Raw genomic sequence first — 22,947 nt, 5'->3', positions numbered from 1 at the left:
TCCTGCAGATCGCCCTCGTGGGCGCCATGATCACGCTCCTGGTCCTGCTGGCGCGGGATTACCTCAACCGGCGCTGACCTCGGCCGGCGCCGGGCTCAGCCAGCGCTGAGCCGGGCCCGGAGCCACACCACGACCAGCGGGCCGATCAGCGCTGCGGACACCGCCGCCACGAGCCCGAAGCCGCCGAGGGCGAGCAGCGGGCCACCCAGCGCGCCGGCGAGGGCCGCGCCCAGGCCCATGAGCAGGTCGGTCGCGCCCTGCGCCGACGGGCGGACCTCGGCGGACACGGACTCGGTGACCAGGGTCGACCCGGCGACCAGCCCGCAGGACCAGCCCAGCCCGAGCAGGAACAGCCCGACGCCCAGCTGGAGGGCGGCCCCCGGCGGCGCCGTGCCCGCGACGACGGCGGCGAGCAGGAGCAGCACGCCACCCAGCGCGACCGTCGCCGCCCGCCCGGCCCGGTCGGCGAGCCAGCCGACCACCGGGGAGAACAGGTACATGCCGGCCACGTGCACGCTGATGACCAGGCCGATCACCCGCAACGTCGTCCCGTCGGCCGCGGAGTGGCCGGCGCCCATGTGCACCGGGGTCATCACCATCAGCCCGACCATCACCGCGTGCGAGACGACGACGGCGGTCAGTCCCAGCCGTCCGCCGGGGGTGGCCCACACGGCGCGCAGGGCCGCCGCCGAGCCCGATCGCAGTGACGGCGCCCCGGCCGGACGGGTCGCCGCGCTGAACTGCCGGGCGAGCAGCAGCGGGTCGGGGCGGAGCAGCAGGAGCACCCCGAGGACGACGACCGCGAACACCGCGATGGACAGCACGAACGCCCCGCCCAGCCCCGGCAGCCCGAGGGCGCGCCCCAGGTCGTCGGCCGGGCCGGCCAGGTTGGGCCCGAGCACCGAGCCGATCGTGGTCGCCCACACGACCAGGGACAGCGCACGACCGCGATGCTCGGGTGCGGCGAGGTCGGCTGCGGCGTACCGGGCCTGCAGGCCGCTCGTGGTGGCGGCCCCGAACAGGAAGAGGCCGACGAGCAGGAGCAGCAGCGAGGACAGCGCCGCGGCCGCGACGACGACCAGGGCACCGACGACCGCGACCGCGTAGCCGAGGGAGAGGCCGGCGCGCCGGCCGTACCGGTCGCTGACCTGGGCCAGCGGGACGGCGATCAGGGCAGCGCCCAGGACGCTCGCCGTCTGCCCGAGCCCCGCGGCGGCGTCGCTCCCGGCGACGTCCCGGGCGAGCAGCCCCCCGACCGTGATGCCGATCGTCACGCCGAGCCCACCGAGGGCCACGCCCGTGGACAGCACCGCCAGCGTGCGGCGCTGGACGACGGCCTGGTCGGGCAGGGACAGCGCCGGTCGGGTCACCGGGTGAGTGTGCCCGACGGCGCCCGTTCGCAGGGGGTGTCGGACCCGCAGGACGACCGGCTCAGAGGCCCATCGAGCGCCCGACGATCTCCTTCATGATCTCGTTGGTGCCGCCGTAGATCGACTGCACCCGGGCGTCCCGCCAGGCCTTGGAGACCCGGTACTCGCTCATGTAGCCGTAGCCGCCGTGCAGCTGCAGGCACCGGTCGGCGACCTTGTTCTGCAGCTCCGTCGTCCACCACTTGGCCATCGCGGCGTCGGTGGCGGTGAGGTCGCCGCTGTCGAGCTGGCGCACGCACTCGTCGACGAAGGTCCGCGCGATCGTCACCTCCGTCTGCAGCTCGGCGAGGACGAAGCGGGAGTTCTGGAAGGAGCCGATCGGCCGGCCGAACGCCGTCCGGGTGGTCACGTACTCGACGGTCAGCGCGAGCACGGTCTCGGCCGCGGCCACCGCGGAGACCGCGATGTGCAGCCGCTCCTGCGGCAGGTTCTGCATCAGGTGGGCGAAGCCGTGTCCCTCGGTGCCCAGCAGGTTGGCAGCCGGGACGCGGACGTCGTCGAAGAACAGCTCCGCGGTGTCCTGTGCCTTCAACCCGACCTTGTCCAGGTTGCGCCCTCGGGTGAAGCCGGCCATGCCGCGCTCGACGACCAGCAGGCTGAGGCCCCGGGAGCCGGGCGCCTCGGGGTCGGTGCGCGCCACGACGACGACCAGGTCGGCGTTGATGCCGTTGGTGATGAAGGTCTTCGAGCCGTTGAGCACCCAGTGCCCGCCGTCCCGGCGCGCGGTCGTGGCGATGCCCTGCAGATCGCTGCCGGCGCCCGGCTCGGTCATCGCGATGGCGGTGATCAGCTCACCGGTGCAGAAGCCGGGCAGCCAGCGCTCCTGCTGCTCCTCGGTGGCGAGGTCCTGCAGGTAGGGCCCGACGACGTCGTTGTGCAGCCCGAAGCCGACGCCGCTGGCACCGATCCGGACCAGCTCCTCGCTGAGCACGCAGGACCAGCGGAAGTCGCGCACCCCACCGCCGCCGTGGCGCTCGGCCACGCCGATGCCCAGCAGCCCCTGGGCGCCGGCCGCCGTCCACAGCTCCCGCGGCACGATGCCGGCGCGCTCCCAGTCGTCGTGGAAGGGCGCGACCTCCTTCTCCAGCCACGCCCGCACGCTCTGCCGGAAGTCCTCGTGGTCGGCCTCGTACAAGCTGTGACGCATGCCACGCAGTCTGGCTCAACCCCAGCGTCGACCGACAGCCCGGTAGTCGAAGACCGGCTTGATCTCGGCGTTGAAGAAGCGGCCCTTGCTCTCCGCCCGGAGCAGCGACAGCACGCGCTCGGGCGGCACCTCGAGGAAGTGGTAGACGCGGCCGTCGCGGAAGACGAGCTCGAGCAGCTGCTGCTCCTCGTCGTACCCGACGGTCGCGATGTTGGACGACTGCACCGCCGTGCGCTGCATGGCTGCCCCCTGGCCGACCGGATGACACCAGTGTCATTCGCCCCGGTCCCCATGTCGACGAATCCGCTCGTCGACTCGTCGACGGACGGTCACCCTGGTGCGGTGCGCACGTTCGAGGAGCTCGTCGCCGAGGGCGAAGCCGTGCCGACCGAGGGATGGGACTTCTCCTGGTTCAGCGGCCGGGCGACCGAGGAGCGACCGCCCTGGGGCTACGCCGGCCTCCTGGCCGACCGGCTGGGGCACGCCTCGCGGTCGCTGGACCTGCAGACCGGCGGCGGCGAGGTGTACGCCGGGGCGCTGGCCCGGCCCGCACGGCCCCCCGGGCGCGTGGCGGCCACGGAGTCGTGGTCACCGAACCTCGCCCTGGCCCGGCTGCGCCTGGCGGCGTGGGGCGCCGAGGTGGCCGAGGCGGCGGACGACGGCCCGTTCCCCTTCCCCGACGCCGCCTTCGACCTGGTCAGCAGCCGACACCCCACCGTCCAGCGCTGGGACGAGATCACCCGCGTCCTCTCCCCCGGCGGCACCCACCTGTGCCAGGGCATCGGCTCGGGCACCCACCGGGTGCTGGCCGACGCGCTGCTGGGTCCCCGGCCCGGCCCCGACCAGCCCACCGCCGAACTGGCCGCCGCGGCCGCCCGGGCCGCCGGCCTGCAGGTGGTCGACCTCCGGGTCCGGCGGTGCCGGGTGGAGTTCTCCGACGTCGGCGCGGTCGTGCACTTCCTGCGCAAGGTGGTCTGGACGGTGCCGGGCTTCTCGGTCGAGCGGTACCGGCCGCAGCTCGCGGAGGTCCACCGCCGGATCGAGCGGGACGGCGTCTTCGTGTCGTGGTCGCAGCGCTACCTGATCGAGGCCCGCCGTCCGGACTGAACTGCCGGCCCCCGGCGAACTGTCGTACCCGCGTGGACACTGGTCGCGTGTCCGCTCTCGAGCGTTTCTCCGCGCCCACCCAGGCGTGGTTCACCGGTGCGTTCGAGCAGCCGACCGCGGCCCAGGAGGGCGCCTGGACGGCGATCAGCAGCGGCGAGCACGCGCTGGTCGTCGCCCCCACCGGGTCGGGCAAGACCCTGGCGGCCTTCCTGTGGTCGCTGGACCGGCTGGCCGCCACCCCGCCGCCGGAGGACCCTCTCGCCCGCTGCCGGGTGCTCTACGTGTCCCCGCTCAAGGCGCTGGCGGTCGACGTCGAGCGCAACCTCCGTGCGCCGCTGACCGGGATCGGCCAGGCCGCCGCCCGGCTGGGGCAAGCGCGTCCGGAGATCAGCGTCGGCATCCGTTCCGGGGACACCCCGGCCGACGAGCGGCGGCTGTTCGCCAAGCGCCCGCCGGACATCCTGATCACCACCCCCGAGTCGTTGTTCCTCCTGCTCACCAGCCAGGCGCGGGAGTCGCTGCGGGGCGTCGAGACGGTGATCCTCGACGAGGTGCACGCCGTCTGCGGCAGCAAGCGCGGCGCGCACCTGGCGGTCTCCCTCGACCGGCTCGACGAGCTGCTGGAGCGCCCGGCACAGCGGATCGGGTTGTCGGCGACGGTGCGGCCGATCGAGGAGGTCTCGACCTTCCTCGCCGGGGGCCGCCCGGTGCAGGTCGTCGCCCCGCCGTCGACCAAGCAGTGGGACCTGTCGGTCGTCGTCCCGGTCGAGGACATGAGCCAGCTGGGGCAGCCCACCGGCGAGCTGGAGGGGTCCGCCGCCGGCAACCAGCCGCGGACGTCGATCTGGCCGGCGGTCGAGGAGCGGGTGCTCGACCTGATCGAGGGCCACCGCAGCACCATCGTGTTCGCCAACTCCCGCCGGCTGGCCGAGCGGCTGACCAGCCGGCTGAACGAGCTCGCCTACGAGCGCGCCACCGGCGAGCCGATGCCGCACGGCGCGAACCCGGCCGAGCTGATGGCGCAGGCCGGCTCCGGCGGTGGGCTGCCGGCGGACGTCAAGCCGGTCGCCTCCGCGCACCACGGCTCGGTCTCCCGGGAGCAGCGTGCGGTGGTCGAGGAGGCGCTCAAGTCCGGGCAGCTGCCGGCGGTGGTCGCCACCTCGTCGCTGGAGCTGGGCATCGACATGGGCGCCGTCGACCTGGTCGTCCAGGTCGAGTCGCCGCCGAACGTCGCCGCCGGGCTGCAGCGGGTGGGCCGCGCCGGCCACCAGGTGGGTGCGGTCAGCGAGGGCGTCATCTTCCCGAAGTTCCGGGGTGACCTGGTGCAGAGCGCCGTCGTCGCCGAGCGGATGCGGGCCGGGGCCATCGAGTCGACCCGGTACCTGCGCAACCCGCTCGACGTGCTGGCCCAGCAGATCGTGGCCATGGTCTCCGAGCGGCCGCGCACCGTCGACGAGGTCGCCGCCGTGCTGCGCCGCTCGGCCGCCTTCGCCTCGCTGCCGGACGCCGCGCTGCACGCGGTGCTGGACATGCTGGCCGGCCGCTACCCCTCCGACGCCTTCGCCGAGCTGCGGCCCCGGCTGACCTGGGACCGGGTCACCGACACCCTCACCGCCCGCGCCGGCGCCCAGCGGCTGGCGGTCACCAGCGGCGGCACGATCCCCGACCGCGGGCTGTTCGGCGTCTTCCTCGTCTCCGGTGCCGGTGCCAACGGTGGTCGCCGGGTCGGTGAGCTGGACGAGGAGATGGTCTACGAGTCCCGCGTGGGCGACGTCTTCCTGCTCGGGTCCTCCTCGTGGCGGATCGAGGAGATCACCCACGACCGGGTCCTGGTGAGCCCGGCGCCCGGCCAGCCCGGCAAGATGCCGTTCTGGCACGGCGACACCCTGGGCCGCCCCCTGGAGCTGGGCCGGGCGCTCGGCGCCTTCCTGCGCGAGGTCGGCTCGGCCACGCCGGAGGCCGGCACCGAACGGGCCCGCGCCGCCGGGCTGGACGCCTGGGGCGCGAGCAACCTGTTCGCCTACCTGGCCGAGCAGAAGGCAGCCACCGGCCACCTGCCCGACGACCGCACGCTGCTGGTCGAGCGGTTCCGCGACGAGCTCGGCGACTGGCGGCTGGTCGTGCACTCCCCCTTCGGCGCCCAGGTCAACGCGCCCTGGGCGCTGGTGCTGGCCGCCCGGCTGCGCGAGCGGTACGGCGTCGACGTCGCCTCGATGCACTCCGACGACGGCATCGTGCTGCGGCTGCCCGACACCACCGGCGAGGCGCCCGAGGCCGACCTCGCGCTGCTCGACCCGGACGACGTCGAGCGCGAGGTCACCGCCGAGGTCGGCAACTCCGCGCTGTTCGCCAGCCGGTTCCGGGAGTGCGCCGCCCGCGCCCTGCTGCTCCCGCGCCGCGACCCCCGCCGGCGCACCCCGCTCTGGCAGCAGCGGCAGCGCGCGGCCCAGCTCCTCTCGGTGGCCAGCGAGTTCTCCTCGTTCCCGATCACCCTGGAGGCGGTCCGGGAGGTGCTGCAGGACGTCTACGACGTTCCCGGGCTGGTCGAGCTGATGAGCGACGTCCGGGCGCGCCGGGTCCGGCTCGTCGACGTGCAGACGCAGACGGCCTCGCCGTTCGCCCAGTCCCTGCTGTTCGGCTACGTCGGCCAGTTCATCTACGAAGGTGACGCCCCGCTGGCCGAGCGCCGCGCCCAGGCACTCGCCCTGGACACCGGGCTGCTGGCCGAGCTGCTGGGCCGCTCCGAGCTGCGTGAGCTGCTCGACGCCGACGCGATGGCCGAGGTCGAGGCGGAGCTGCAGCGACTGCCCGAGCAGCGGCACCCGCGCGACGCCGACGGCGCGAGCGACCTGCTCCGCGGGATCGGCGACCTGACCGTGGCCGAGGCCGCGGCCCGCGGCGTGCCGGCCGACTGGCTGTCCGAGCTCGTCGCCGCCCGGCGGGCCCTGGTCGTCCGGATCGCCGGGGAGGAGCGGTACGTCGCCATCGAGGACGCCGGCCGGCTCCGCGACGCCCTGGGCACCGCACTGCCGGTCGGGGTGCCCGAGGTGTTCACCGAGCCGGTGGCCGACCCGCTCGGTGACCTGATCGGTCGCTACGCCCGCACCCACGGCCCCTTCGCCCCACCGGAGGTCGCCGCCCGGCTCGGTCTGGGCGTCGCCGTCGTCACCGCCACGGTGCAGCGGCTGGTCGGCACCGGCCGCCTGGTCACCGGTGAGTTCCGGCCGGGCGGCATCGGCCAGGAGTGGTGCGACGCCGAGGTGCTGCGCTCCATCCGGCGGCGTTCGCTGGCCAAGCTGCGGCAGGAGGTCGAGCCGGTCCCGGTCGACACGCTGGCCCGGTTCACGCCCTCCTGGCAGTCGGTGGGCGGTCGGATGCGCGGGGTCGACGGCGTCCTGGCGGTGGTCGAGCAGCTGGCGGGTGCGCTGGTGCCGGCCTCGGCGCTGGAGTCGCTGGTGCTGCCGTCCCGGGTGCAGGGCTACTCCCCGGCGATGCTCGACGAGCTGACCAGTGCCGGCGAGGTGCTGTGGGCGGGGGCGGGCGGGCTCTCCGGCGGCGACGGCTGGGTGACGCTGGTGCCGGCCGACCTCGCTCCCCTGCTGCTGCCCGAACCGCCCGGGGGCGCGGCGACCGAGGGCGGCGTCGGGCAGCTCCTGCTCGACGAGCTCGCCGGCGGGCAGGCGCTGTTCTTCCGGGCGCTGTCCGACCGGGTGGGCGCCACCGACGACACCGCGCTGGCCGAGGAGGTCTGGGACCTGGTCTGGGCCGGCGCGCTGACCAACGACACCCTCGCCCCGCTGCGCGTCCGGCTGTCCGGTGGGGGCACGCACAAGCGGCAGCCCGCCGCGCCCCGCGCCCGGCTGGACCGCAGCCGGTACGGCCGCACCCGGCTGGGTCGGCCGGCGATGCCCAGCCGCACCGGTCCCCCGACGATGGCCGGGCGCTGGTCCCGGCTGCCCGACCTGGAGGCCAACGCCACCAAGCGCACCACCGCGCGGGCCGAGGCGCTGCTGGAACGGCACGGCGTGCTCACCCGCGGGGCGGTGCAGGCCGAGCAGGTGACCGGTGGGTTCTCCGCGGTCTACCCGGTGCTGCGGGCGTTCGAGGAGAACGGCCGGGCCCGCCGGGGCTACTTCGTCGAGACCCTCGGCGCCGCCCAGTTCGGCACCCCGGGCTCGGTCGACCGGCTGCGCAGCTTCGCCAGCCCGGACCGCGTACCGGCCGGGCCCGTCGTGCTCGCCGCCACCGACCCGGCGAACGTCTACGGCGCCGCCCTCCCCTGGCCGGAGCGGCCGGTGAGCTCCGCCGACAGCGCTGCCGACGGCCCCGCCGTCGACCTGGGCGAGGGCACCGGCAGCCGCAAGACCGGGCACCGGGCCGGGCGCAAGGCCGGCGCGCTGGTCGTGCTGGTCGACGGCGAGCTGGTGCTCTACGTCGAACGCGGCGGGAAGACGCTGCTGTCCTGGACCGAGGAGGAGACCGTGCTCAAGGAGGCGGCCACCGCGCTGTCCGGCGCGGTCGCCTCGGGGGCGCTGGGCCGGATGATCGTGCAGAAGGCGGACGGAGCGTCGGTGCACGAGTCCGGCCCGCTCACCGCGGCGCTGCAGGCAGCCGGCTTCGCCGCCACCCCGCGCGGCTTGCGCCTGCGCAGTTAGCCGGCTCCCCGTCAGGCTGCTCGGCGCAGGCGGCCGCCCGGTGCCGAGCGCGCCTCATGCGGTCAGCCGCATCGCGCACATGCCCGCACGGCGCGGGTGGCCGCACCGGCGCGGGTGGGCGTACTACCGGCGCCGGCGACCGGACGGCCGGTGGGGCCGCTGCGAGTCAGCGGCGGCGGCGGGAGCCCTGCAGCCAGGGGCCGAGCCAGCGGCTGACCCGTGGCATGGCCAGCCGCAACGCCGTCACCACGTAGGCCGCCGAGAGCAGCAGCCGCGCCGGCCAGGGCCAGTCGCCGACGAAGGGCACGACGAGGAGCTGGAACGTCGAGGTGAAGAGCAGGACCACGGCGACGGTGAGCAGCCAGCTGCGCCACGCCGGCCCCGGCTGCGGAGGCACCGCGAAGAATGTCTGCAGGCCCACGGCCCGGGCCACCCGCTCGTCCTCCACCAGCTGGTGCACCCGGTCCAGCGCTTCGCGCCGCTCCGGCGAGCGCTCCCAGACGGCGAGGGACTCGTCGTCCCGGAAGCGGTAGACCAGGTGGTACTCGTCGCTGCCCGGGCCGGGGCGCAGCAGGGAGGAACCGAGGTGACCGGGGAAGGTCGCCACCAGCTCCTGCACGTCGGCGGCCCAGCGCGCGAACGCGTCCTGCTGCTCGGGACGCACCACCCGGGCCACGGTGACGGTGACCGGTTCCTGCGCCGGGGCGGGCTGCCGGGTCATGAGGGTGCCGGTCAGGCGTTCCGGCAGGCTGCGCAGGCGGGTCGACACGGTCACAGGTCCCTCAGCGCTGAAGGAACCCAGGCTGTTCCCGCCTGCCGCTCCCCTCACACGAGGCCACTCGGACGAGCGAGCACCGGACCGTAGGCCATCGGCGCGGGACGCCGGCAGATCCGGCAGCGGCACCTGGAGCCGGAGGCCCCCGCGCCGGGGATCATGGGCACGTGCCCGAGGGAGACACCGTCTGGCTGGCCGCCCAGCGGATGAACACCGCGCTCGCCGGCGCCACGCTCCGCCGCGGCGAGCTCCGGGTGCCGCAACTGGCCACCCTCGACCTCGCCGGCGCGACCGTCACCGAGGTCGTCCCCCGGGGGAAGCACATGCTCATCCGGCTGGCCGACGACCGCACGCTGCGCACGCACTACCGGATGGACGGCAGCTGGCACATCTACCGCACCGGGTCACCCTGGCGGGGCGGTCCCGGGCACAGCATCCGGGCGGTCCTGGCCACCGACGAGTGGGACTGCGTCGGCTACCGGCTGCACGACATGCGCGTCGTCCCCACCAGCCAGGAGTCCGAGCTCGTCGGGCACCTCGGCCCCGACGTGCTCGGCCCGGACTGGGACCTGGAGGAGGCCCTGCGCCGGCTCCGCTCGCACCCCGACGAACAGATCGGCGTCGCGATCCTGGACCAGCGGAACCTGGCCGGCCCCGGGAACCTGTACAAGGTCGAGTCGCTCTTCCTGACCGGGGTCAACCCCTGGGCGCGAGTCGCCGACGTCCCCGACCTGCGCGCGCTCGTCGAGCGGGCTCGCACGCTGATGCTGGCCAACCGCGACCGCCCCGAGCAGAGCACCACCGGCGAGACCCGCCGAGGCCAGGACCACTGGGTCGCCGGCCGCACGGGCCGGCCGTGCCGCCGCTGCCGGACGCCGATCCTGCTCGGCGACCAGGGCCCCGACCTGCAGGAGCGGATCACCTGGTGGTGCCCGCGCTGCCAGGCCACGCCGGCACCGGTCGACCCACGCGCGCGGACCGGGGAGCCCGGGACCGAGGCGCGCCGGGCCCGCCGGTAGCCGGCCCGCCCGCACCGGGCGGGATGGCGGCTGGCCCACGAGGGCGCCACCACGCCCGGCGCAGGACGGGCCGGCCGCCGGCGTGGGGCGGGCGCCGGCGACGGACCTACCCAGGAGACGGCCGCCACGCCCGGCGCCGGCCTGCGCGGGCGGGGATCATGGCGGGATGCCCGAGGGAGACACAGTCTGGCTGGCCGCCCAGCGGATGAACACCGCGCTGGCCGGCGCCACGCTCACCAAGGGCGAGCTGCGCGTCCCCCAGCTGGCCACCGTCGACCTCGCTGGCGCCACCGTCACCGAGGTCGTCCCCCGCGGCAAGCACATGCTCACCCGCTTCGCCGACGGCCGCACGCTGCGCAGCCACTACCGGATGGACGGCAGCTGGCACATCTACCGGAAGGGCACCCCGTGGAAGGGCGGCCCCGCGCACAGCATCCGGGCGGTCCTGGCCACCGACGAGTGGGACTGCGTCGGCTACCGGCTGCACGACCTGCGGATCGTGCCGACCAGCGACGAGGACGAGCTGGTGGGCCACCTGGGGCCCGACGTTCTGGGCCCGGACTGGGACCTGGAGGAGGCCCTGCGCCGGCTCCGCTCGCACCCCGACGAACAGATCGGCGTCGCCATCCTGGACCAGCGGAACCTGGCCGGCATCGGCAACCTCTACAAGGTCGAGACGCTGTTCATGACCCGCACCCACCCGTGGACCCGCGTCGCCGACGTCCCCGACCTGCCCGGGCTGGTCGAGCGGGCCCGCACGTTGATGCTGGCCAACCGGGACCGCCCCGAGCAGAGCACCACCGGCTCGACCCGGCGCGGTGAGGACCACTGGGTGTTCGGCCGCCGAGGTCGGCCCTGCCGCCGCTGCCGGACCGCGGTGCTGCTGGGCGACCAGGGTCCGGACACCCAGGAGCGGGTGACCTACTGGTGCCCCGCGTGCCAGGCCGCGCGCAGTCCGATCGACCCGCTGGCCCGCACCGGCGAGCCCGGCCACCCGGCGTCCATCGCCGCCACCTGACCCCGACCACCTGACCACCCGCACCCGGGGACGCCGGAGCCCCGTCGTCCAGCGGGACGACGGGGCTCCAGGACTCGTCTCCGGGGGCAGGAGGACGCGGGCGTCCTACTGCTCGGGCCGCTCCGCCGGCTGGGCAGCCGGGGTCTCGGCGCCGAGCCCGGTCACCGGCGGGGTGCCCTGCTCGATGGCACCGGCGGCCTGGGTGCCGCTGATGGCCTGGGTCCCGCCGCCCATGGACGCGCGGATCTCGGCCAGCCGGGAGGCACCGGCGACGTCGATGGTCGCCTTCTCGACCTCGAGCATCCGGCCCTCGACCGAGTTCTGCGCGAGTTCCGCCTGCCCCAGGGCGGTGGCGTAGCGGGCTTCGATCTTGTCCCGCACCTCACCGAGGTTGGGGGTGTTGCCGGGTGCGGACAGCTCGTTGACCGACCGCAGTGAGGCGGACACCTGCTCCTGCATCTTGGCCTGCTCGAGCTGCGACATCAGCTTGGTGCGCTCGGCCAGCGTCGACTGCAGCCGCATCCGGCTCTGCTCCACCGCGCCCTTGGCCTGCTCGGCCGCCTGCAGCGCCTCGTCGTGGCTGCGCTTGAGGTCCTCCACCGCCTGCTCGCCACTGACCAGCTGGGTGGCGAAGGCCTGGGCGGCCTGCTCGTACTCGGCGGCCTTGGCGGCGTCCCCGGCGGCGCGGGTCTGGTCGGCGAGGGTGAGCGCCTGCCGGGCGGAAGCCTGCAGCTTCTCGATCTCCCCGAGCTGCCGGCTCAACCGCATCTCCAGCTGGCGCTGGTTGCCCAGCACCGCGGCGGCCTGGTTGGCCAGGGCCTGGTGCCGCTGCTGCTCCGCCTCGATCGCCTGCTGGATCTGGATCTTGGGGTCGGCGCGCTGGTCGATCTGGTCGTTGGCCGAGGCCGTCAGGTACTTCCACAGCTTCACGAACGGGTTCGGCATGGTTCCTCCTGGTCCGGTGCTCCGGCCCCGCCGGGCGGCAGGTGGTGCGACACGGATGACGCTGTCCCGATCATCGTCCCAGGCGTCGCCCCCGGCCAGCCACCGCACACCCTCCGGCACACCGCGGGCACGTCCGCCCGCACCAGCGACTGTCCCCCCGCACCAACGCTGGTGCGGGGGGACAGTGGGTGATCAGGTCACCTGATCACCGCTGAGGACGCGGGGCGGGTTCAGACCGGGCGGCCTCGCAGCCGGCGGTAGTGCGCGACGAGGGCGGCGGTGGAGGCGTCCGCGTCGATCTCCGGGCTCTCCATGTCCGGCGCGGCCTCACTGGTCAGCGCCGGGGCCAGCTGGCGGGCCATCACCTTGCCCAGCTCGACCCCCCACTGGTCGAAGGAGTCGATCTGCCAGATCGCGCCCTGGGTGAAGACGGTGTGCTCGTAGAAGGCGATCAGCTGCCCGAGCGTGGCTGGGGTCAGCTTCGGCGCCAGGATCGTGGTCGAGGGGCGGTTGCCCGGCATCACCTTGTGCGGGACGACGTCGGCCGGCGTGCCGTCGGCGGCGACCTCCTCCGCGGTCTTGCCGAACGCGAGCGCGGCGCTCTGCGCGAACATGTTGGCCATCAGCAGGTCGTGCATCTCGCCGATGTCGTGGTTCGGCTCCCCGAACCCGATGAAGTCGGCCGGGATCAGCGAGGTGCCCTGGTGCAGCAGCTGGTGGAAGGCGTGCTGGCCGTTGGTGCCCGGCTCACCCCAGTAGACCTCGCCGGTCGCCGTCGTCACCGGCTGCCCGTCGGCCTGCACGGACTTGCCGTTGCTCTCCATCGTGAGCTGCTGCAGGTAGGCCGGCAGCCGGGACAGGTACTGGCTGTAGGGCAGGACGGCGTGGCTCTGGGCGCCGAAGAAGTCGGTGTACCAGACGTTCAGCAGCCCCTGGACCAACGGCATGTTCTCCGCGAGCGGCGCGGTCCGGAAGTGCTCGTCGACGGCGTGGAAGCCGGCGAGCATCTCGGCATAGGCGTCCGGGCCGATCGCGACCATCAGCGAGAGCCCGATCGCCGAGGTGAACGAGTAGCGGCCGCCCACCCAGTCCCAGAACTCGAACATGTTGGCGGTGTCGATGCCGAACTCGGCCACGGCCTCGGTGTTGGTGGAGACCGCCACGAAGTGCTTGGCCACGGCCGACTCGTCGGCACCCGAGGCCAGCAGCCAGTCCCGGGCGACGGTCGCGTTGGTCAGCGTCTCCAGCGTGGTGAAGGTCTTGGAGCAGACGACGAAGAGGGTGGTCGCCGGGTCGAGGTCACGGGTCTTCTCGGCGAAGTCGGTCGGGTCGATGTTGGACACGAAGCGGGCGGTGATCCCGCGGTCGCTGGAGTCCTGCAGGGCGGTGTAGGCCATCGCCGGGCCGAGGTCGGAGCCACCGATGCCGATGTTCACGACGGCCCGGATCCGCTCGCCGGTGTGCCCCGTCCACTCCCCCGATCGCACCCGGTCGGCGAAGGTGCGCATCTTGCCCAGCACGGCGTGCACGTCGGCGGTGACGTCCTGGCCGTCGACGGTGAGCGGCACCGACTCCGGGGCGCGCAGCGCGACGTGCAGGACGGCGCGGTCCTCGGTGGTGTTGATGTGCTCGCCGCGGAACATCGCCGCGATCCGCTCCGGCACGCCGGCCCGCTCGGCCAGCGCCACCAGCAGCTGCAGCGTCTCGTCGGTGACCCGGTGCTTGGCGAGGTCGACGTGCAGGTCGCCGGCGGTGCCGGTCAGCCGGGTCCCGCGTCCGGGGTCCTCGGCGAACAGCTCGCGCAGCGTCCGGTCGCCGACCGCGCGGTGGTGCTCGGCAAGGGCTGCCCACTCGTCGGTCGCGGTGATGTCCATGCTGCTGCCTCCAGTGTCCGGCCAGGGTCTCCCGGGACAGGTGCGCAGCGACGCCGCAGCACAAACCCCGGGCATGATCATGCCTGCGCCGGGCAGCTGCCCGGCGCAGGCCCTCCTGCACCGGGCAGCGCGGGTGGCAGCCCACCCGCAGTCGCCGTCAGGCGGCGCTGATCCCCTGTCCCTCCGCCGACTGGACCTGCTCGACCCGGTCCTCGGCGGCCAGCCGGGTCAGCTCGGCACCGGCCTCGGCGTCCCGGGTCAGGTTCTCCCCCGTCGTCGGGTCGAACACGTGCACCTTGCGGCTGTCCAGCCAGAACTCCGCGTCCCGGCCTTCCCGGATCCGGCTGGTCGCGTCGATCGACACGATGGCCTGGGTGCGCAGCTCCTCGGCGTCCAGTTCCTTGGACAGCTCGCGGAGCTGGGAGCGGATCTCGTCGGGGGCCTCGTAGGGGATGTAGGCGAACTGCGAGTCACCGAGCCACTCGGTCACGTCCACCCGGGCGGTGAAGACCGACCCGAGCGGCCGCTTCGCCTCGTCGACCAGGGAGGCGTCCTCGAAGTACTCCGGCCGGATGCCGACCAGGAGCAGGTCGCGGCCGGCGACCGCGGATGCCCGCCGCTCGTCGAGCTCGATGTCACCGAACGGCGTGGTCAGCCGGGAGCCCTCGAGCGTGGCCGGCAGGAAGTTCATCGGCGGGGAGCCGATGAAGCCGGCGACGAAGAGGTTGACCGGCTGCTCGTACAGCTCGCGCGGGGACGCGACCTGCTGGATCTTGCCCTTGCGCAGCACGCAGACCCGGTCGCCGAGGGTCATCGCCTCCGTCTGGTCGTGGGTGACGTAGACGGTGGTGATCCCCAGCCGGCGCTGCAGCCGGGAGATCTCGGTGCGCATCTGGCCGCGGAGCTTGGCGTCCAGGTTCGACAGCGGCTCGTCGAAGAGGAACGCCTCGGCCTGGCGGACGATCGCCCGGCCCATCGCCACCCGCTGCCGCTGACCACCGGAGAGGTTGGCCGGCTTGCGCTCCAGGTGCTCGTGCAGCTCCAGGACGTCGGCGGCCTCGTTCACCCGCCGCTGCACCTCCGCGTCGTCGACCTTGGCCAGCCGCAGCGGGAAGGCGATGTTCTCGAACACGGTCAGGTGCGGGTACAGCGCGTAGTTCTGGAAGACCATCGACAGGTTGCGCTCCCGCGGCGCCTTGTCGTTGACCCGCTTGCCGCCGATGACCATGTCGCCGCTGGTGATGTCCTCCAGCCCGACGATCATCCGCAGCAGCGTGGACTTCCCGCAGCCGGACGGGCCGACGAGGATCATGAACTCCCCCTCGTCGATGTCCAGGCTGACGTCGTTCACCGCCGGGAATCCGTCGCCGTACTTCTTGACGATGTTCTTCATCTCGATCGAGGCCATCAGTTCGTCCCTCTCGTGATCAGCGTGGGTCGGCGGCCGGGCGTCAGCCCTTGACGGCGCCGTTGGTGAGGCCGGCGACGATGCGCCGCTGGAAGAGCAGGACCAGGACGACGACCGGGATGGTGACGATCACCGCGGCAGCCGCGATCGCACCGGTCGGGTCCTCGAACTGCGAGGCGCCGGAGAACAGGCCCAGCGCCGCGGGCACCGGCCGCGCCGCCTCGGTGGAGGTGAGCGAGATGCCGTAGACGAAGTCGTTCCAGGCGATGAAGAAGGCGATGATCGCCGTGGTGAACACGCCCGGGGCGGCCAGCGGGACGATCACCTTGCGGAACGCCTGCCAGGTGGTGGCGCCGTCGACCTGCGCGGCCTGCTCCATCTCCCAGGGGATCTCCCGGAAGAACGCCGACATCGTCCAGATGGAGATCGGCAGCGTGAGGGACAGGTACGGGATGATCAGCCCGGGCCAGGTGTCGTAGAGCCCGATGTTGCGCCACAGGTTGAACAGCGGCGTGACGATCGAGATGACCGGGAAGATCGCCACCGCCAGCGCCGTCCCGAGGATGAACTTCTTCCCCGGGAAGTCCAGCCGGGCGATCGCGTAGGCCGCGAACATGGCCAGCAGGCAGGAGATCGCGGTGGCGATCAGGCAGATGCCGAACGAGTTGCGCAGCGCCGGCAGGAAGAGGTCGCTGGCCCCGCCGGTGAGGATGAGGGAGTAATTCTCCGTCGTCGGGGAGCCGGGGAGGAAGTTGCCGTTGTTGAGGGCGCTGGGCGCCTTGAACGACAGCGACACGATCCAGGCGATCGGGAACAGCGCGTAGAGGACGATCGCCACCCCGGCGACGCCCCACCAGGCCTTCTCCTTGCCCGACATCAGGCATCTCCCCTCGTCTGGGACAGGTCGACCTTGAAGCCCTTGATGAAGCTCATCGCGATGAACACGACGGCCAGGAAGAGCAGCACCGAGACCGCCGACCCCAGCCCGATCTCCAGCCGGGAGATGGTCTGCCGGTAGGCCAGGAAGGAGACCGACTCGGTCGCGTTCGCCCCGCCGGTCATGATGAAGATGCTGTCGAAGACCCGGAACGCGTCCAGGGTGCGGAACAGCAGGGCCACCATGATCGCGGCCTTCATGTTCGGCAGGGTGACCTTGCGCATCCGCTGCCACCAGCTCGCACCGTCGACCTTGGCCGCCTCCTGCAGCACCTCCGGCACCTGGGCGAGCCCGGCCAGCAGGAGCAGCGAGATGAACGGCGTGGTCTTCCAGATCTCGGCCAGGCAGATGACCAGCAGGGACGTCCAGGTGTCACCGAACCAGTCGGTCTCCGCGCTGATCCCCGGGACCCAGCCGAACCAGCTGTTGACGAAGCCGGTCTGGATGTCGAAGGCGAACTGCCAGGCGAAGGCCGACACCACGGTGATGACCGCGTACGGGATGAGGATCGCGGCCCGCAGCACCGGCCGGATCGTGCTCAGCGCCTTGGCCATCACCATGGCGAGGGCGAAGCCCAGGACCAGCTCGACGGCCACGGTGACCAGGGTGATGAAGCCGGTGACCAGCAACGACCGCCACCACAGCCAGTCGGAGAGGATCACCCCGTAGTTCGACAGCCCGGTGAACGACCGGTTGTCCGGGTCGGTCAGCCGGAAGTCGAAGAGCGAGTCGTAGACCGCCTGGGCGATCGGGTAGGCGGTCACCATCAGCATGACCACCAGGGCGGGGCCGGCCAGCAGCCAGCCCAGCTTCCGCTCGCTCTTGGCCCGGTCGCTGGTCTTCGCGTCCGGGGCCGAGACCGGCTGGGTCTTCTCCGACGGGGGCAGTGTCGTGGTGCTCACCAGGTCCCCCCTCCACAGCTCGGGGAGGACGCGGGCACCCGCGTCGCGCGCTCGGTCACAGCAACTGCTCCTTCCGCAGCACGGCGTTGATCAGCTCGGTGGCCGCCTCGGGCGTCGTCTCCGGCTCGACCGACGACGGCGGGTGGTAGACCCGCTGGATCCCGCCCGAGACCTCGCTGTAGTACGGCGTCTGCGGCCGGGGCGCCGCCAGCTCCAGGGAGTCCCGGATGGTGGGCGCCATCGGGAACTGCTCCAGCACCTCCGGGTCGTCGTAGACCGTGGTGTCGGAGGCCGGGTTGCCGTTGGTGACGAAGTAGTAGGCCTGGTTCTCCGTCGAGGTGATGCACTCGGTCGCCGCGTAGGCCAGGTCGGGGTGCTGGCTGAAGGCGCCGACGCCCAGGTTGATCCCGCCGTAGGGCGGCGCGGCCGGGGTGTCCTCGTCCACCCGCGGGTAGATCGCCCAGCCGTAGTCCTCGGGCACCGAGGCGTCCATCGTCCCGGCCTCGACCGCGGCCAGGGCGCGGGGGTAGATGAACGGGTAGTTGACGTTGAACCCACCGTTGGGACCCTCGAAGGCCGTGGCGGTGGAGTCCTCGTTCGCGGTCGACAGCGCCGGCCCGGCCGTCCCGCTGGTGGCGATCATGTTCATCACCTCGGCGGCGCGGATCCCGGCCTCCGACGTCAGCCCCAGCTCGATCGCCGAGGGGTCGGTCGAGTTCTCCTCGATGATCGACCCGCCGGCCGACTCGATGAGGGCGTTGAACCAGACGGTGAGCGCCTCCGCGCGGATGCCCTGGACGCCGACCTGCACGTCCTGCTCCTGGGCGGCCTGCACGATCTCGTCCCAGGTGACCGGCTGGCTCATGTCCAGCCCGGCCGCCTCCGCCACCGACTCGCGGTACCAGAGCAGCTGCGTGTTGGCCCAGAACGGGACGGCGACCAGTTCGTCGTCCCAGGTCGAGCCCTCGATCGCGCTCTCCACCACGTCCTCGGTGACCCGGCCGGCGACGTCCTCGGGCACCGGCGCGAGGAAGCCCGCCTCGGCGAACTCCGGGATGAACGGCGGGTCCAGGCTCATGATGTCGATCGAGGAGTCGTTGGCCGCCAGCCGCCGGATCAGCTGCTCCCGCTGCTGGGACGCCTCGCGCGGCAGCACCGCCGTCTCGATCACGTACTCGCCGTCGGCGTCCTCGGTGCACCGGGCGGCGATCTCGGCCTGCCCGCCGGAGTCGGGGTTGGTGTACCAGGTCAGCGTCGGCACACCCCCGCCGTCACTGCCGCAGGCCGCGAGCACCGAGCTCAGCAGCCCCGCCGCCGCCGCACCGGCCACCGCCCGGCGTCGCCGGTAGGAGGGGGGTGGACCGGCCCGACCGGCCTCCAGGTTGTCGTCTCCGACCCTGCTCACGTCCGGCACCGAGCCACCGCCTCTGCTGGCGACGGGCCACCTCGTCGTGGCCCCGGACTCGGAGCGTGGCCCGGCTCACAACCGGTGTCAAACGGAGCGAGATCTTGTCGTGTCCGACCGGCGGACGGCCCAGGGCGAGGCGTCCCCCGGGGCGCTCAGCCGGGCTCGGACCGGTGCGCCCGCACCGACGGCGTGGTGAGCTGCACGGGCGTGCGCGGCAGCACGTGCTGCACGTAGGAGCGCACCGCAGCCCAGGTGCCGACGTCGAAGCCGGCCTGCTCGGACAGGAACCAGCGGTGCTCCAGCACCTCGTGGAACACCTCCGCGGGCTCCAGCCGGCCGGCCAGCTCGTCGGGGACCGCGCCCACCACCGGCTGGTACACCTCGGTCAGCCAGCGGTGGCCGGCGACGGTCTCCGGCACCGGGCGGCCGCCGCGCTGCTCCAGGTAGGCGCGGTAGGACCACAGGTCGTTGAGCAGCCGCTGCGCCTGGTTCTCCTGCACCTCCAGGCCGGTCAGCCGGACCAGCTCACGACGGTGCTGCCCGGGCTCGGCGACCCGGGTCTCCACCCGCAGCCGCGCGCCGTCCCCGGAGGTCACCAGCTCGATCTCGCCGACGTCGAAGCCCAGGTCGTTGATCCGCTGGAGTCGCTCGGCGACCCGGATCGCCTGCTCGTCGGCGCGGAAGACCTCCTCCCGGGTCACCTCCTCCCACAGCGCCTGGTACCGGACCGGCAGGCTGTCGGCGATCTCGATCGGGTCGATCTCCGGGGAGAGCAGCTCACCGGACTGCAGGTCCATCAGCTCGGCCCCGACCCGCTCGCGGGCCAGGTCGACGTCGTAGGCGCGCTTGCGGGCCGACAGCGTCGGGTGCCGCTCGGCGGTCTCCGCGTCGACCAGGTAGGCGGTGAAGGTGCCGGCGTCCAGCCGGAAGAGCGTGTTCGACAGCGAGCAGTCGCCCCAGTAGACGCCGGCCAGGTGCAGCCGGACGAGCAGCTCGACCAGGGTGTCCAGCAGCTTCATCGGGTCGTCCGCGGCGCGCGGGCCGGAGAAGAGGTACCGGTAGGACATCGAGTACTCGAGGTACCGGGTGACCAGGATCGCCTGCTGGTCGTCGGGCCGGTCGACGCAGATGCCCAGCACCGAGACCGAGGGCAGCCCCTCACCCTCGAACTCGGCCAGCAGTGCGTACTCGTGCCGGGCCAGGGGCTCGGCGATCTCCTTGAGCGCGTACACACGGCCCTCCGACGCGGCGAACCGGACGACGTGCCGCGAGATGCCCCGCTGGGGCACCTCGATCAGCAGGTCCTCGTCCCACTCCTCCAGCGGCTGGTGCCACGGCAGGGACAGCAGGCCGGCCGCCTCGGTGCCCGGGGGCCGGAACAGGTACCGCATCACGCACTCCGCTGGTGGTCTGGCACGAGGTCCGGCGCTGGTCGCCGCCCGTCACGATGTCACGTCACCGGGCCGGCGTCCCGCTCTGCCGGCTGGACGGCACTCGGCCGTCCCGATCCGCGTGGACCGGGACGGCCGAGGGTGCGGCGCGGGCGGGTCAGCCGACGACCTGCCCGGTGACCACGGCGGCCTGCGCGGCCCGCTCCTGCACCGTGCCCGGCTGCAGCACCAGGCCCAGCAGCCAGCGGCACACCAGCTCGGCCTCGGGGCGGGAGATGCGCAGCGCCGAGCCGAGGGTGACGACGACGTCGCCCCACCGGTCGGCGTCCAGCGCCATCATCTGCACCAGGGTCTCCGGCTCGGTCTCGGCCAGCCGGCGCAGCACCGGGTGCCCGCCGACCTCCTCGGCCAGCGCGGGGACGGCGACGGTGAGCGGCAGCTCGGCGGCGAGCGCGGCCAGCCGGTCGAGCTCGAAGGCGATCAGCGCGTGCGCGACGTCGTCCTTGGTGCGGAAGTGGTTGTACAGCGTGGCCTTGGCGACGCCGGCCGCCGCGGCGACGTGCTGCATCGTGGTCTTGCGGACCCCGCGCTCGGCGAAGGCCGCGCGGGCCCCGGTGAGCAGGCCACGCCGGGTGCGGCTCATCGGCACGGCGGCGCGCCCGGGACGGCGGGCGTCCGGACGCGGGGTGGTGGGGCGCGGGGCCGGGACGGCGACGGCCAGCGAGGGCACCGGCGCGGTCAGGTGGTGGCCGGGGGCCGGCGGCTGCAGGAACGCCGCGCCGACCGGCACCGGGGTCGTCAGGTGCTGCCCGCCCGCAGCCGCCGCCTCGGCGGCCGCGGACTCGGCAGCGTCGGCCTCCAGCACGGTGACCCCGCCACGACCGGGAACGGTCGGCACCGGGAGCGAGGGGTGCTGCGGCAGCGGGGGGCGGGATCCTGGGGAAGACATGGACACTTTGTGCCCGTTCCGTCGCACTGGGTCAAGGAGGTGGACCCTGAGCACCGTTCGTGTCGCGCGTTCCGCCGCCCCGTGGACGGATCACCCCGCCCGTGACCGGACGGCTCGACCAGTTCGCCGCAGGACGGCCCCCTCGCCGGGCCCCGTCACGAGCGTGCGAATGGTTGGCGAGGGGTCCCCCGTCAGGCAGCGAGCGAGACGGCACCCCGGGCCCGGGCGGCCGAGCGGGCCGGCTGGCCACTGCCCACGAGGGCCAGGGCCGGCTCGGCGACCGGGGCCGCGGCAGCCTCCTGCTCGGCGGGCCGGTCCTCGGCAGCAGCCGCGGCCGCGTCGTCGTCGCCGGTCCCCGGGCGGGCGACGGCGACCGGTCGGACCGCGCGCCCGGCCGGATCGGCCAGCCGCATCTCCAGGCTCACCTCGGCCAGCAGGTCGGCCAGCTCCACGTCCAGGGCGTCGCAGATGGAGGCGAGCAGCTCCGAGGACGCCTCCTTCTGACCGCGCTCGACCTCCGAGAGGTAACCGAGGCTCACCCGGGCCGCGCCGGAGACGTCGCGCAGCGTCCGCCGCTGGCTCAGCCGGTGACCCCGCAGGGTGTTCCCCAACTGGGTGCGCAGCAGCGTCATGGCCGTCTCCTGTCCACTCTCTCGAGCAGGTCGAACGAGCAGCGCCACCGACCGGATCGGCCGGGAGACGCCGTGTGCTCACCGTACGCGGCCATGACCCCGGTCACCGTGCCGGTCCACGTCCGTCCGCTCATGGCGTAACGCCCTCGTCCTCCCCCGGCTTCCCGGAGACGACGTGCTCGGCGAGCCGGCCCAGCAGCCGCGCCAGCGCCTCCTGCACCGCCCCGGCGCGCACCGCGGCCCGGTCGCCGGGGAGGTCCAGCTCGTGGACGACGGTGACCAGCCCGTCGCTGAGACCGAGGTAGACCCGCCCCGGCCCGTGCTCGTCGACCGGGTCGGGGCCGGCCACCCCGGTGATCCCGACGCCCCAGGTGGCCGAACAGCGGCTGCGGATGCCCTCGGCGAGCGCTGCCGCGGCGGGTTCGCTCACCGGGCCGGAGACGGCCAGCAGCTCCGGGGCGACGCCGGCCAGCGTCGTCTTCAGGTCGGTGGCGTAGACGACGGCGCCCCCGCGCAGGGTCGCGCTCGCGCCGGGCACCGCCGCGAGGGCCGCGCAGAACAGGCCGGCCGTCAGCGACTCGGCGGCGGCGACCGTCTCACCGCGGGCCAGCAGGGCCTCGTGCACCCGCTGCGCGGTCCCGGCAGCCTCCGGTGAGCTCACGCCGCGGTGTCCCGCCGGCCCTCACCGGCGCCGGGCTCGCCGCCCGCGCCGGCCCGCCGGGCCGCGGCGGCCCGCATCGCCCGGGCGCTGGTGCGGCGCAGCTGCACGGCCCGGTAGACGTAGTCGATGCCGGTGGCGACGGTCAGCACGAACGCCGCGGCCATCACCCACCAGCGGGCCGACCCGAACAGCCCGTCGATCGGCAGGATGTACATGCCGATGGCCAGCGACTGCAGCACGGTCTTGGCCTTGCCGCCGCGGCTGGCCGCGATCACCCCGTGCCGGATCACCCAGAACCGCAGCAGGGTGACCCCCACCTCGCGGACCAGGATGGTCAGCGTCACCCACCAGGGCAGCAGGTCCAGCACCGACAGGCCGATGAGCGCCGTGCCGGTGAGCGCCTTGTCGGCGATCGGGTCGGCGAGCTTCCCGAACTCGGTCACCTGGTTGGTGCGGCGGGCGATCATGCCGTCGAGCTGGTCGGTGACGATCGCGAGGACGAAGAAGAGGGTCGCCCAGCCGCGGCGCGCGTCGTCCGCCCCGCCCTCGGACAGCAGCAGCACCGCGAACAGCGGGACCACCGCCAGCCGCAGCACGGTCAGCGCGTTGGGCACGTTGAGCAGGCGGGCGCTCTGCGGCGGCGTCGCCGCCGGGTCGGCCGGCCCCCCTGGTGCCACCGCGCTCACCGG

The 22,947-nt window shown here is 73.7% G+C and carries 19 protein-coding genes; 4 read left to right on the top strand and 15 right to left on the bottom strand.

Annotated elements, in window-relative coordinates; all coding sequences use genetic code 11:
• Positions 1-95: 95 nt before the first annotated feature.
• From FB380_RS12885 to FB380_RS12875, 3 genes are all read right to left on the bottom strand, one after another.
• A complete protein-coding gene (locus tag FB380_RS12885) occupies positions 96-1,370 on the bottom strand; it encodes an MFS transporter (protein ID WP_229682263.1) in 1,275 nt (424 codons plus the stop codon).
• Between the two features lie 61 nt (positions 1,371-1,431).
• Complete coding sequence (locus tag FB380_RS12880; RefSeq protein WP_166755375.1) at positions 1,432-2,577, bottom strand: acyl-CoA dehydrogenase family protein; 1,146 nt, start codon at positions 2,575-2,577, stop codon at positions 1,432-1,434.
• Positions 2,578-2,592: 15 nt separating this feature from the next.
• Positions 2,593-2,817: a KTSC domain-containing protein gene (locus FB380_RS12875; protein WP_166755374.1), complete on the bottom strand. Its 225-nt coding sequence runs from the start codon at positions 2,815-2,817 to the stop codon at positions 2,593-2,595.
• A 102-nt stretch (positions 2,818-2,919) separates the two neighbouring features.
• On the opposite strand from FB380_RS12875, the gene FB380_RS12870 reads away from it, so the two are divergent.
• Positions 2,920-3,684 (top strand): methyltransferase domain-containing protein, encoded by a 765-nt coding sequence (locus FB380_RS12870; RefSeq protein WP_166755373.1) that lies wholly within the window; start codon positions 2,920-2,922, stop codon positions 3,682-3,684.
• 47 nt (positions 3,685-3,731) lie between these two features.
• Complete coding sequence (locus tag FB380_RS12865) at positions 3,732-8,339, top strand: ATP-dependent helicase (RefSeq protein WP_166755372.1); 4,608 nt, start codon at positions 3,732-3,734, stop codon at positions 8,337-8,339.
• A gap of 166 nt (positions 8,340-8,505) precedes the next feature.
• Here FB380_RS12865 and FB380_RS12860 read toward each other — a convergent pair whose 3' ends face one another.
• On the bottom strand, positions 8,506-9,108 hold the full coding sequence (locus FB380_RS12860; protein WP_229682264.1) for an antibiotic biosynthesis monooxygenase: 603 nt from the start codon (positions 9,106-9,108) through the stop codon (positions 8,506-8,508).
• Positions 9,109-9,281: 173 nt separating this feature from the next.
• Here FB380_RS12860 and FB380_RS12855 point away from each other — a divergent pair, with 173 nt between their 5' ends.
• Positions 9,282-10,133, top strand: a complete 852-nt coding sequence (locus FB380_RS12855) for a DNA-formamidopyrimidine glycosylase family protein (RefSeq protein ID WP_166755371.1) — start codon at positions 9,282-9,284, stop codon at positions 10,131-10,133.
• Between the two features lie 166 nt (positions 10,134-10,299).
• Entirely contained in the window at positions 10,300-11,151 is an 852-nt protein-coding gene (locus tag FB380_RS12850) for a DNA-formamidopyrimidine glycosylase family protein (RefSeq protein WP_166755370.1), read from the top strand.
• A gap of 105 nt (positions 11,152-11,256) precedes the next feature.
• On the opposite strand, the gene FB380_RS12845 is transcribed toward FB380_RS12850, so the two are convergent.
• From FB380_RS12845 to pgsA, 11 genes are all read right to left on the bottom strand, one after another.
• Positions 11,257-12,096 (bottom strand): PspA/IM30 family protein, encoded by an 840-nt coding sequence (locus FB380_RS12845; protein WP_166755369.1) that lies wholly within the window; start codon positions 12,094-12,096, stop codon positions 11,257-11,259.
• Positions 12,097-12,326: 230 nt separating this feature from the next.
• Positions 12,327-13,970: a glucose-6-phosphate isomerase gene (gene pgi, locus FB380_RS12840; RefSeq protein ID WP_166755368.1), complete on the bottom strand. Its 1,644-nt coding sequence runs from the start codon at positions 13,968-13,970 to the stop codon at positions 12,327-12,329.
• A gap of 157 nt (positions 13,971-14,127) precedes the next feature.
• Complete coding sequence (locus FB380_RS12835; protein ID WP_166755367.1) at positions 14,128-15,378, bottom strand: ABC transporter ATP-binding protein; 1,251 nt, start codon at positions 15,376-15,378, stop codon at positions 14,128-14,130.
• Positions 15,379-15,421: 43 nt separating this feature from the next.
• Entirely contained in the window at positions 15,422-16,255 is an 834-nt protein-coding gene (locus FB380_RS12830) for a carbohydrate ABC transporter permease (RefSeq protein ID WP_166755366.1), read from the bottom strand.
• Positions 16,255-17,217, bottom strand: coding sequence for a carbohydrate ABC transporter permease (locus tag FB380_RS12825; protein ID WP_166755365.1), 963 nt, complete (start codon positions 17,215-17,217; stop codon positions 16,255-16,257). The genes FB380_RS12830 and FB380_RS12825 overlap by 1 nt, the downstream gene beginning before the upstream one ends.
• A 55-nt stretch (positions 17,218-17,272) precedes the next feature.
• Positions 17,273-18,622: an extracellular solute-binding protein gene (locus FB380_RS12820; protein ID WP_229682265.1), complete on the bottom strand. Its 1,350-nt coding sequence runs from the start codon at positions 18,620-18,622 to the stop codon at positions 17,273-17,275.
• A 155-nt stretch (positions 18,623-18,777) separates the two neighbouring features.
• Positions 18,778-20,016, bottom strand: coding sequence for a DUF4032 domain-containing protein (locus FB380_RS12815; protein ID WP_166755364.1), 1,239 nt, complete (start codon positions 20,014-20,016; stop codon positions 18,778-18,780).
• Between the two features lie 157 nt (positions 20,017-20,173).
• Entirely contained in the window at positions 20,174-20,965 is a 792-nt protein-coding gene (locus tag FB380_RS24740) for a TetR/AcrR family transcriptional regulator (RefSeq protein ID WP_229682266.1), read from the bottom strand.
• 191 nt (positions 20,966-21,156) lie between these two features.
• Positions 21,157-21,597, bottom strand: coding sequence for a helix-turn-helix domain-containing protein (locus tag FB380_RS25485; protein ID WP_166755363.1), 441 nt, complete (start codon positions 21,595-21,597; stop codon positions 21,157-21,159).
• Positions 21,598-21,727: 130 nt separating this feature from the next.
• Positions 21,728-22,258 (bottom strand): CinA family protein, encoded by a 531-nt coding sequence (locus FB380_RS12800; RefSeq protein WP_166755362.1) that lies wholly within the window; start codon positions 22,256-22,258, stop codon positions 21,728-21,730.
• On the bottom strand, positions 22,255-22,944 hold the full coding sequence (gene pgsA, locus FB380_RS12795; RefSeq protein WP_166755361.1) for a CDP-diacylglycerol--glycerol-3-phosphate 3-phosphatidyltransferase: 690 nt from the start codon (positions 22,942-22,944) through the stop codon (positions 22,255-22,257). Before pgsA ends, FB380_RS12800 begins: the two co-directional genes overlap by 4 nt.
• Positions 22,945-22,947: the final 3 nt, after the last annotated feature.

It is taken from the genome of Modestobacter marinus (assembly GCF_011758655.1).
In the GTDB taxonomy this organism is placed as follows: Bacteria; Actinomycetota; Actinomycetes; order Mycobacteriales; family Geodermatophilaceae; genus Modestobacter; species Modestobacter marinus.
This window is presented reverse-complemented; position numbering and strand designations above follow the sequence as displayed.